Source organism: Stappia sp. MMSF_3263 (assembly GCF_030733745.1).
Taxonomy (GTDB): domain Bacteria; phylum Pseudomonadota; class Alphaproteobacteria; order Rhizobiales; family Stappiaceae; genus Stappia.
This window is the reverse complement of the sequence record NZ_JASHIK010000044.1, coordinates 1-10506: the sequence shown is the minus strand read 5'-3', so window position 1 is coordinate 10506 and position 10506 is coordinate 1. Positions and strand designations below refer to the sequence as shown.

General features: G+C 63.8%; 9 protein-coding genes. 5 read left to right on the top strand and 4 right to left on the bottom strand.

From position 1 onward, the window contains the following. Window positions 1-32: 32 nt before the first annotated feature. From RBB46_RS23125 to RBB46_RS23115, 3 genes are all read right to left on the bottom strand, one after another. Window positions 33-1583, bottom strand: a complete 1551-nt coding sequence (locus RBB46_RS23125) for an ABC transporter substrate-binding protein (RefSeq protein WP_306031433.1) — start codon at window positions 1581-1583, stop codon at window positions 33-35. Window positions 1584-1695: 112 nt separating this feature from the next. Then, complete coding sequence (locus RBB46_RS23120; protein ID WP_306031432.1) at window positions 1696-2094, bottom strand: VOC family protein; 399 nt, start codon at window positions 2092-2094, stop codon at window positions 1696-1698. A gap of 102 nt (window positions 2095-2196) precedes the next feature. Further along, a complete protein-coding gene (locus tag RBB46_RS23115) occupies window positions 2197-2850 on the bottom strand; it encodes a GntR family transcriptional regulator (protein WP_306031431.1) in 654 nt (217 codons plus the stop codon). Between the two features lie 142 nt (window positions 2851-2992). Here RBB46_RS23115 and hydA point away from each other — a divergent pair, with 142 nt between their 5' ends. After that, window positions 2993-4405 carry a dihydropyrimidinase gene (hydA, locus tag RBB46_RS23110; RefSeq protein WP_306031430.1) on the top strand — a complete coding sequence of 471 codons (1413 nt, stop codon included), beginning with the start codon at window positions 2993-2995 and terminating at the stop codon, window positions 4403-4405. Here the strand turns inward: hydA and RBB46_RS23105 are convergent. Further along, window positions 4368-4970 (bottom strand): gamma-glutamylcyclotransferase, encoded by a 603-nt coding sequence (locus RBB46_RS23105; protein ID WP_306031429.1) that lies wholly within the window; start codon window positions 4968-4970, stop codon window positions 4368-4370. The two genes, hydA and RBB46_RS23105, sit on opposite strands and share 38 nt — an antisense overlap. A 197-nt stretch (window positions 4971-5167) precedes the next feature. Here RBB46_RS23105 and RBB46_RS23100 point away from each other — a divergent pair, with 197 nt between their 5' ends. The 4 genes from RBB46_RS23100 to RBB46_RS23085 all read left to right on the top strand — a co-directional run bounded on the left by RBB46_RS23100 (window position 5168) and on the right by RBB46_RS23085 (window position 10432). Continuing rightward, window positions 5168-5950 carry an ectoine synthase gene (locus RBB46_RS23100; RefSeq protein WP_306031428.1) on the top strand — a complete coding sequence of 261 codons (783 nt, stop codon included), beginning with the start codon at window positions 5168-5170 and terminating at the stop codon, window positions 5948-5950. 225 nt (window positions 5951-6175) lie between these two features. Next, the gene (locus tag RBB46_RS23095) at window positions 6176-7567 is read left to right on the top strand and encodes a lysine N(6)-hydroxylase/L-ornithine N(5)-oxygenase family protein (RefSeq protein ID WP_306031427.1); all 1392 of its coding nucleotides are present in this window, start codon (window positions 6176-6178) and stop codon (window positions 7565-7567) included. A gap of 10 nt (window positions 7568-7577) precedes the next feature. Next, window positions 7578-9485, top strand: a complete 1908-nt coding sequence (locus tag RBB46_RS23090) for an IucA/IucC family siderophore biosynthesis protein (protein ID WP_306031426.1) — start codon at window positions 7578-7580, stop codon at window positions 9483-9485. A gap of 173 nt (window positions 9486-9658) precedes the next feature. Beyond that, window positions 9659-10432: a 2OG-Fe(II) oxygenase gene (locus RBB46_RS23085; RefSeq protein WP_306031425.1), complete on the top strand. Its 774-nt coding sequence runs from the start codon at window positions 9659-9661 to the stop codon at window positions 10430-10432. The last annotated feature ends 74 nt before the right edge of the window (window positions 10433-10506 follow it).

Genomic DNA, 10506 nt, shown 5'->3' with positions numbered 1-10506 from the left:
CCCCCCGCTTCCGTTTCAAAGGCGGAAGGGGGTCAGTCCTTCACGTCCATTTCGTAGGCCCACAGGAACTTGTCCGTGCGCGGAGTGAAGGCGACGCCGTCGCGCGCGGCATAGATGTCCTGCTCGTAGTGCACCGGGATCATCGGGATGTCCTCGAGCAGGATCTTCGTCACGGCCTGGAGGTGCGCGTCGCGCTCTTCCACCCGCGGGGTGCTGTCGGCCTTGTCGATCAGCGCGTCGACGTCCGGGTTGGAATAGGAGCCGCGATTGACCTGGCCGTAGCCTTCCTTCTTGCCGCGCGAGTAGAACATCACGCCATACATCGAGCCGGCATCGCCGGAGGGCACGTCCCAGCCGGACATGATGAAGCTCGACTTGTCAGAGGGCACGCGGATGTAGCCGAAGAAGTTCGACTTCGGCATCAGGTTGAGGACGAGCTTGACGTTGATCTTGGCCAGCATCGACGCCAGCGCCTGGGCGATCTGGGCATCGTTGACATAGCGGTTGTTGGTGGCGTCAAGCGTCAGGGTGAAGCCGTCGGCGACACCCGCCTCCGCCATCAGTTCCTTCGCGCGCTCGACGTCATAGGGGTACATCTGGTGGAAGTCTGCACCCTCCAGATAGCCGACATGGCTCTCCGGCACGTACTGGGCGGACGGCGTCGACAGGCCGTTCATGATCACCCGCGAAATGGTCGGGACATCGATGGCCCGGGCCATCGCCTCGCGGACGCGGCGGTCGGTCATCGGGTTGTCGCCCTCGATCGTCGGGCTCTTCTCGCGGACATCGAGCGCCAGCACCAGATTGAGCAGGCTAGGCCGGGTGACGACCTCGAACCCGTCGGTGTCCTTCACCCGCTGCACGTCACGCACCGCAAGGTCCTGGACGATGTCGACCTCGCCGGTGAGCAGGGCGGCGGTGCGGGTTGCCGGATTGGTGATCGGCCGGAAGGTGACGTTTTCGACGGTGGCCTCGCCCAGATGGTAGCCATCGAACGCCTCCAGGACGATGCGGTCTTCCTTGACCCATTCCACCAGCTTGTAGGGGCCCGTGCCCATTGGCTGCTGGTCGAGGCTGTCGCCGACCTTCTTCACGTGATCTTCCGAAAGGATCAGGATCGCGGCGAGGTCGTTGGGCAGCGCGGCATAGGGGCGGAAGGTCTTGATTTCCACCGTGCGCTCGTCGATGGCGCGGAAGCTCTCGATGTTTGCGGCAAGATTGGCCATCAGCGAGGCCTTGAGACGCTCCAGCGTGAAGATGACGTCGGACGCCTTGAACTCGTCGCCGTCATGGAAGGTGACGCCCTCGCGCAGCTTGAAAACCCAGGTCGTGTCGTCGGCAAGCTCCCAGCTTTCGGCGAGGCCGGGGCCGAACCGCAGGTCGGCGTCGCGGCGGACCAGTGCGTCATAGATGTGATAATACATGATGTTGGAGCTTAGCTCCTCACCCGCCTGCGGATCCATGTGGACCGCATCGGAGGTCAGGCCGATGGTCAGCGACTTGTCGGCGAGCGCGCCGGAGCTGGCGAGCGCAACGAAGGCGGCGGAAGCGAGAAGCCGCGTCATGCCGTGTGAAAATTTCATCTGGATTCCCCTTTTCGGGTGATCTGCGAGGCGGTTCGCCGCCTTCGTTGGATGCTGGGTGGCGGAAGGCGCAGGCCACAGAAGGGCTGCGCCGTCCCGGGTTGCGGGCGGGTCAGCCGAGAACGGACTGGATCTCGATCTGGTAGCCTTCCGGGTCGTCGAAGACGAAAGCCCGGATGCCGAGGGAAGGACTGTCCTTCGGGGCGGTGAGGGCGGCGACGCCGCAGCTTCGGGCCCAGTCGTGCCATGCGTCGACATCGGCGACGCGCATGCAGAGCTGAACCGGCTTGGGATCGGCGGCGCGATGCGAGCCGCGGGTCTCGTCGACAAGGCCGACATGAGCCGTTCCGCCGAGACGGTAGATCTTCGACCACCCCTGATCGATGGCGAGTTCGACGCCAAGAACCGTCTCGTAGAAGGCCATCGCACGAGGCAGGTCACGGAAATAAAGGAAGGTCACGGTGAGCAGCGGATCGCCGATCGGGCGGCGCGCATCTGTCTGGCTCGTCATCTGGGGAGGGTCCTTGGTCGTGAATGCATGCCGATGGTATACCGTCGGCATGCCGAGTCAATGGACATAGTTCCGCTTCGAGAAAAATGCGGATGCAGAAAGTCAGTAGAGACGCTGGATGGATGTCAGGATCGACTCGCGCACATTGTCGAGATGACGGCGCATCGCCGTTTCGGCACGTGTGGAATCGCGGGCGAGAATCGCATCGAGAATGTCCAGATGCTCTTTCAGGCCGGGTTCGAACCGTTCGGGAATAAAACCCTTGTCGAAGATGCGGGTTTTCAGCTTGAGATTGTGAACGAGCTCGGCCAGAAGTCGCGACCCGGAAACACGGGCGATCGTCGTGTGGAATTCCTCATCCAGATCGGCGTGCTCGGCCGGGGTTGTCATGCCGCCGGCAAGCAGGGCCTCTGTCCGCGCACGCAAGGACAGGAGCGGTTCCACCTGGGCATGGACGGTCGCGGCCTGACGTGCCGACTCGCATTCGAGAAGGCGTCTTATATGAAGAATTTCAATGATTTCAGAGATCGATATCTGGTTGACCACGGGCACGCCGCCTTGCGAGCGGGTGACCAGTCCTTCCGACACCAGGCGGGCGATCGCCTCGCGAACCGGCGTCCGCGAAACGCCGAGCCGGTCGGCGAAGGCCTTTTCCTGGAGCCGGGTGCCGGCCGGCAGCTCACCGCTGACGATCATCCGGCGCAGCCGGTCATGAGTGGTGTCGCCAAGCGTCTGGCCGTGTTCTAAGCTGGACATTCTGATCGCTCCGCCAGATGGCCGGCCGCTTGCGGCATGACCTTTCTTGCATGATATCGACCCTTGCGAACGGGAGGCAGGGGGCGAGTTGTCAATAACGGTATACACAGTGTATATCGGGACGGCAACGAAGGGAGCATACATGACCGGCAACACCTATGATCTCGTCATACGCGGTGGAACGATCGTTTCCGCGCAAGCGACCTTCGAGGCGGATCTGGCGGTTGCGGACGGCCGGGTGGCGGCGCTCGGCCGCGGCCTTGGCGCGGGCGTCGAAGAGATCGATGCCCGTGGCCGGCTCGTGATGCCCGGCGGCGTCGACACCCACTGCCATATCGAGCAACTGTCCGGCGCGGGCCTGATGAATGCCGACACGTTCGAGAGCGCGACGCGCTCGGCCGCATTCGGCGGTACCACCACCACGGTATCCTTCGCCGCGCAGCATCCGGGAATGCGGATCGCCGACGTGATGGCCGATTATGCGGCATGTGCAACCCGGGGCGCGCTGATCGACCATGCCTACCACATGATCGTCGCCGATATTTCCGGCGACAACCTTGCCGATATCTCCAGGCTGGTCGGCGAGGGCCACCGCTCGATCAAGGTTTTCACCACCTATGACAAGGTCCGCCTCGACGACCTTTCGATCCTCAAGGTGCTGGAGGCGGCGCGGGGCGGCGGCGCACTGGTCTGCTTCCATGCGGAGAATGACGGGCTGATCCGCTGGGCCACGGAACGGCTGCTGGCGGCCGGCGATACGGCTCCCCGTTTTCACGCCCTGTCGCATCCCCGGCTTGCCGAGATCGAGGCGCTGGAGCGCATCTGCCGATTTTCCGAGGCGACGGGACAGCCGGTGATGCTGTTTCACGTTTCGACGCGCGAAGGTGTCGAGATCGTTCGCGCGGCCCGTGGACGGGGCGCGCCGGTCTGGGCGGAAACCTGTCCGCACTATCTCTTCATGACGGAAGACGATCTCGACCGCCCGGGCATGGAGGCAGCGGCGCTGCTCTGCAGTCCGCCGCAGCGCCAGGCCGCAGACCAGGAGGCGCTGTGGCGTGGACTGGCGCTCGGCGACCTGCAACTGGTCACCTCGGACCACGCGCCGTATCGGATGGACGCAAGCGGCAAGTTCGCCAATGGCGAGGCGCCGCCCTTCAACCGGATCGCCAACGGAATGCCGGGGCTGGAGCTGCGCCTGCCGCTGATGTTCGACGCGATGGTGGTGGGCGGACGCCTTGGCGCGGAGAAATTCGTGGAACTGACCGCGACGGCCCCGGCCGCCCTGTTCGGACTGACCGGAAAAGGGCGCCTGGATCCCGGATACGACGCCGATATCGCCATATGGAATCCGGATGCGCGGAGGGTGTTGGGCGAGAACGACCTGCACGACAATGTCGGTTACAATCCGTTCGCCGGGCGAGAGATTGCCGGATGGCCGGAAACGGTCCTGTCGCGCGGCGAAGCGGTCATTCGCGACGGTGCGCTTCAGGCACGCCCCGGCCGTGGCCGCCGCGTGGTCATGGAATGCAGTCCGGCGATGCGGCCCGCGAACTGATCGAGGAAACCGGACCCGCAGCCGGTGCGGCGTCGACAAGACGTGCCACCTGCGCGAGCCAGGGGTCGGTGATGCCCAGACGACCGAGATGGCGGAGTGTGTTCAGCATGTAGTCGCGGTTGTCGCCGGACGGACCGTTGGCGCGGGCAACGATCCCGGCGGCCTCCGGCGGCGACAGGCTGCCGGCATAATGCGCGTGCAGGTGATTGGCGGTGTAGCAGAGCGCCTGCACGCTCTCGCCGCTTTCCAGCCGGATGCCGATATGCCGTTCGCGATAGGCGCCGCAGCCAAGCTCGCGCCGGCGCAGGTAGGCAAGGGCGGCGGCACGATGCGCGCCGGGCACGCGAAACGCGAGGCCGACGCAGGAGCCGCCCCGGTCGAGCCCGAACACGAGCCCCGGCCGGGCCGGCGTGCCGCGATGATGCTCGCAATAGATGCAGAGCCGGCGCCGATAGCCGTGCATGCGCGCGCGGCAGGAGGCGGCATGGGCGAAGCCCGGCCGCCACATCAGCGACCCGTAGCCGAAGACCCACAGGTCCCGATTGCCATGACTGTCGCCGGACATGCGCCTCCTCGTGCCGCTCGCCGCACCCACGCGCGCAAGTCTAGTGCCTCGGGGGATTTTGCCGGAAATATCTTATCTGTATTTATTAATTGCGAGTTGGCATTGCGTAACAATTGTAAGAATTGTCCATTCAATCGATATTTGTTTCTCAGTTTCTAATACAAAACAAGATTTATACTTATTGGAAAGCGCGCGGTATGTCTGAAGTCCGGCCCCTGATCGAGGAGGTGAGGATCATGATCGTCCGTACGTTCAAGGCTGCCGGCGACGTGCCGGTCTTCCGCTATGCCGCGTCCCGCGAGATCGTCGCGCGTACCGACCAGGTCGGGCATGCTGTGTTCGACACGACGCTGGCCGCTGGAACCAGCGACACGGTCGCCCGCGACGCGCCCGGCGAGTTTCCCGCCCAGGCGCATTTCTGCCTCTCCGGGAACGGCATGGTCACGGTCGGCGGCCGCAGCGCCATCGTCGAGGCCGACACGCTGGTCGCGGCCCGCGCGGGGACCGATATCACCTTCCACGCCGAGACCGAATTGCGCATCTGCACGATCTTTGGCGGCGAGGGGCCGGAGGAGGAGATCCGCGCCGAACCCCTCGTGCGGCGGGTGGCGGAGACGGTGGGCACCGGGCGAGACGTCTTCTGGGGCAACGGACAGAGCCGCCGCCTGCTGGTCAGGGATGACGGCTTCGGCTTTGCGCTTTGCCAGACGCTGGGCAATGCGAATACGGATTCGCCCCTCCAGTACCGGCATCATTTCGAGAGCTGCTACTACGTTTCGGGCAGCGGCGAATATGTCTGGGAAAGCGGCAGCCACCCGATCGACACCAACGGCGCCGGGGCAACCGTGTTCATCATGAACCGCAACGACGCGCATCGCATGGTGGTGCGCGACCCGTCCGTCTGTCTCAGCGTCTTCAGCCCGCCCATCGAAGGACACGAGGCGCACGACTTCACCGGCAAGAGCCCGTCCTCCTACTAGGGTCCTGACCCTGGCGCGTGCGTTGTCGTCGGCGCCCGGTTGAGCATCATTCAAAAAGCAACCGACTGGCGCGAATATAATATATTTCAGTAACATCCGGCGTCCCGATAAGGTTTCGGCGGAGGATCGGCCGGTGTGTTCGCACAAGGCCGGACCGCTTCAGGCCGGCCTTCGACCGGTCCGGTCGGGCCCGCCGGCGGGCCGCAATCGTCGAAAGGAGCCTGGATGATGTCGCAATCCGTGCAAGGGCCGGAAGAGGGGCGGGGCCGCGCCGGCCAGACCGGCAGCCAGGTCCATGACATCATCGGCATCGGCATCGGCCCGTTCAATCTCGGCCTTGCCTGCCTGACCCAGCCGATCCGCGATCTCGACTGCCTGTTCCTGGAACGCAAGGACCAGTTCAACTGGCACGAGGGCACGCTGCTGGAAACGGCGACGCTGCAGACGCCGTTCCTGTGCGATCTGGTGACGCTTGCCGACCCGACCAGCGAATACAGCTTCCTCAACTACCTGAAGCAGACGGGTCGAATCTACGCCTTCTATGCGTTCCTGCTCGACACCGAGAATTTCTTCCTGCTGCGCAACGAGTTCAACAAGTACTACCGCTGGGCGGCGAGCCGGCTCGACAATGTCGTCTTCAACCGGGAGGTGGAGCAGGTCGAGTACGACGCGGCGGCGGGCGTCTACAAGGTCACCTGCCTGAACACGAAGATGGGCCAGCGCAAGACGCTGCTGGCGAAGCACATCGTGCTCGGCTCCGGCATGTCGCCGAACGTGCCGGCGGCATGTGAGGCGGTGCGCGACAAGGTGATGCACAGCGCCGACTACATGCGCCACCGCGACGAGATCCGGCAGAAGAAGTCGATCACCGTCGTCGGCTCCGGGCAGAGCGCGGCGGAGGTCTATCACGATCTCCTGAGCGACATCGACCGGCACGGCTACACGCTCAACTGGATCACCAGGTCCTCGCGCCTGGTGCCACGTGAACTGACCAAGCTGACGCTGCAGATGACGACGCCCGACTATGCGGATTATTTCTTCTCGCTGTCGCGGCCCAAGCGCGAGGATCTGGTGCGCGCCATGCAGGCGATCTTTCAGGGCATCAATCCCTCGCTGATCAACGACATTTACGACCTGCGCTACCGCAAGCAGCTTTACGGCGATGTAGACATGACGCTGATGTCGAACACCGAGATCGAGGCCTGCGCCCACGATCCGGCGAGCGGATTGTTCCAGTTGACCTTCCGCCAGATTGAGGAGGAACGCTCCTTCCAGATGGAGACTGAAGCGCTGGTGCTTGGAACCGGCTACCGCTTCAAGGTGCCCGATTATCTGGCGCCGGTCTCCGAGCGCATCAACTGGTGCGGGGAAGGGCGGTTTGCGGTTGCCCGCAACGGATCCATCGACCACGAGGGGCGCGGGATCTTCGTCCAGAACGCCGAGATCCACGCCGACAGCTACCTGCCGCCGGATCTCGGCCAGGCCTGCTACCGGAATTCGGTGATCATCCGCGACGTGCTCGGCAAGGAATATTATCCGGTCGAACGCCGGGTGGCCTTCCAGCGCTTCTCCGCGGCCGCCAGCCCGGTGGGCGAAGCGGCTTCGGCCGGGGGCTGAGGGGGCGAGCATGGACGACATGAGTGCCGCAATGCATCTGATGCCGCCGCAGGAGCGGGCTGTCGCGCATCTTGAAGGCGACCGTTGGGCCTGGGTGAACCGGCTCCTGGTGCGCAAGGCGATCAGCGAGTTCTCGCATGAACTGCTGCTGTTGCCGCGGCTGGACGGTCCTGCCGGAGACCAGGCCCGCTTCGTGCTGGAGCAGCCGTCGGAACACGTCGAGTACCGGTTCCTGGCAAGGCGCATGCGCCTCGATCACTGGCAGATCGACCCTGCGTCGATCGAGAAGCGGCTGAACGGCAAGGTCGCGCCGATCGACGCGCTGAAATTCATCATCGAGTTCCGCAAGCCGCTCGGCATCCGCGACGCGATGATGCCGGTCTATCTGGACGAGATCAGCAGCATTCTTTACGGCAGCGCCTACAAGGCGGCGACGAAACCGCATCGCGCTTCCGATCTCGCCGGCGCCGACTTCCAGGCCATCGAAACCGGGATGACGGAGGGGCATCCCTCCTTCGTCGCCAACAACGGGCGGCTCGGTTTCAACACCGCCGACTATCCGCTCTACGCGCCCGAGGCGGCCGGTCCGCTCTCCATCGTGTGGATCGCGGTTGCTCGCGAGCATGCCCGTTTCGTCGGCATGGCCGGCCTCGATCATGACCGGTTGATGGCGGAGGAACTGGGCGAACAGGTCGTTTCCGGATACCGCAAGCAGCTCGCCGGGATGGGGCACGACCCGGCCGACTACCTGTTCATGCCGGTACATCCCTGGCAGTGGTTCAACCGCATCTCGATGAGTTTTGCTGCGGAAATCGCCCGGGGAAACATCGTCTATCTTGGCCTGTCGGAGGACCTCTACCAGCCGCAGCAGTCGATCCGCACGTTCTTCAATGCGACATCGCCGTCGAAGCGCTATGTGAAGATGGCACTGTCGATCCTCAACATGGGGTTCATGCTGCAGCGCGGCCTGTCGCCGGAGGACATGCGCACCACGCCGGAGATCAACGAGTGGCTGCGCAACCTGCTGGCGCGCGACAGCTACCTGCAGGAGAACGGGTTCTGCCTGATCTGCGAGGTCGCCACGATCAGCTACCGCAATCCCTATTACGAGGAAGGCCTGTCGGCGGATTCCCCCTACAAGGACGTTCTGGCGGCGCTGTGGCGGGAGAGCCCGGTCAATCTCATCCGGCCGGGCGAGCGGCTGATGACCATGGCCGCCCTGCTGCATCTCGATCCCCAGGGCGATGCGATGACCGGCGCCTTGATCGAGCGTTCGGGCCTTGGCGCCGAGGAGTGGATCAGGCGTTATCTGCGCGCCTATTTCGCGCCTGTCCTGCATTGCTACTACGCCTATGACATCATCTTCATGCCGCATGGCGAGAACGTCATCCTGATCCTGGAGAACGATGCTCCGACCCGCATCGTCATGAAGGATCTGGCCGAGGAAATGCGCATCCTCAACGACGGTGCGGGCCTGCCGCCCGTGGTGCGCCGCAACTGCGTCGTGCTCGACGACGAGGTGCGTCTCGACGGCATCTTCACGGATGTCTTCGACTGCTACTTCCGCCATCTCGCGGCGATCCTCGACGAGCGTGGCATTCTCGACGAAGGACGGTTCTGGGGACTGGTGGCCGAATGCGCGGCGATCTATCAGGCCGCCCACCCGCAATACGCGGAAAAATTCGCCCGCCACGACGTCTTCTTGCGGGAATTCCCGAGAAACTGCATCAATCGCCTGCAACTGCGCGACAACCGGCAGCTTCTTGATCCCAACGACCCCGACAAGGGGTTCGAGTATGCCGGAACGCTGGAGAATCCGATCTCCCGGGAGGCTGTCCGCAACGGGACCTCGTCGTCGGCGATGCGGCGCGCGCTCGGGCATATCGCGACCTATTTCGTCGGCCCGCGCGCCGACTGACTGTCCGGGCTCTCGCAAGCCGGGTCCGGGTTCTCAGCAAGTTCCCGTGAGATAGGAATTCCGTATTTGTTGCAAGAAACCTCCTCTGGGATACTTGGAGGCGAGATTTTTGCGGTTATCATCGCGTAAAATCACCCTGGTAATTAATAACGACCAATCTGGAGGAAGATTCCATGCTCAAGGCGGTGGAGATTTCGAAGGAACTGACGGCGGAAAGCATTCGCAAACTCGTTGCGAAGAACATCGACGCGATCCATGTTCCCGGTTTTTATCCTTCCGATCTGTCGGCGGAATTTTCGCGGCGGATCGCCGGGCATTCCGACCTGGAGGCCTACAAGGTGCAGAACGCGCTGAAGCGCCTCGGCATGGGCTATGTCGATGTCGGCAAGGACGCGGACAATGCCAGCCGCTATCACAGCGAGGCAGTCCGCTCGATCTGGGGCATCCGCGACCTTGTCTATCCGCGCATGACGCCGCTCGACCATTTCCGCCTGTTGCTGGAGGAAGTGTGGCCGGCCGGGGCCACCATACAGACCATCGACGGACAGAAGAGCTTTGTCGGCACCTGCCGGGTCATCGAGCCCGGCGCGACGATGCTGCCGCACAATGACAGGCTTGCCCGCATGCTGGTCGACGGACAGTCGGGCCTGACCGGACAACTGGCGGTGAACGTCTATCTCGACATGCCCCCGTCGGGCGGCGACCTGGAGCTCTGGCTGAGCGAGCCGACGCCCGAGCAGGACAAGATCCAGGAGACGAGCGACGGCCTGGAGCGGAGCGAACTGAGTGAGCCGAGGATGGTGATCCGGCCGCAGAACGGCGATCTGGTGCTGTTCAACTCGCAGCTCATTCATTGCGTCTCGCCCGGCGTTGGCGGGCAGCGGGTGACCATGTCCTGTTTCGTCGGATATCGCGGCGACGACGAGCCGCTGTCCTACTGGAGCTGAGTGTCGGGGCGGGATCACCTCCCGCGCCCGGGTTTCTCGACCCTCGGGAGAATACGAAAAGGCGCGCTATCGGA

Coding starts and splice junctions, on each gene's coding strand:
- RBB46_RS23125 (WP_306031433.1), bottom strand. CDS start 1,583: ATGAAATTTTCACACGGCATGACGCGGCTTCTCGCTTCCGCCGCCTTC.
- RBB46_RS23120 (WP_306031432.1), bottom strand. CDS start 2,094: ATGACGAGCCAGACAGATGCGCGCCGCCCGATCGGCGATCCGCTGCTC.
- RBB46_RS23115 (WP_306031431.1), bottom strand. CDS start 2,850: ATGTCCAGCTTAGAACACGGCCAGACGCTTGGCGACACCACTCATGAC.
- hydA (WP_306031430.1), top strand. CDS start 2,993: ATGACCGGCAACACCTATGATCTCGTCATACGCGGTGGAACGATCGTT.
- RBB46_RS23105 (WP_306031429.1), bottom strand. CDS start 4,970: ATGTCCGGCGACAGTCATGGCAATCGGGACCTGTGGGTCTTCGGCTAC.
- RBB46_RS23100 (WP_306031428.1), top strand. CDS start 5,168: ATGTCTGAAGTCCGGCCCCTGATCGAGGAGGTGAGGATCATGATCGTC.
- RBB46_RS23095 (WP_306031427.1), top strand. CDS start 6,176: ATGATGTCGCAATCCGTGCAAGGGCCGGAAGAGGGGCGGGGCCGCGCC.
- RBB46_RS23090 (WP_306031426.1), top strand. CDS start 7,578: ATGGACGACATGAGTGCCGCAATGCATCTGATGCCGCCGCAGGAGCGG.
- RBB46_RS23085 (WP_306031425.1), top strand. CDS start 9,659: ATGCTCAAGGCGGTGGAGATTTCGAAGGAACTGACGGCGGAAAGCATT.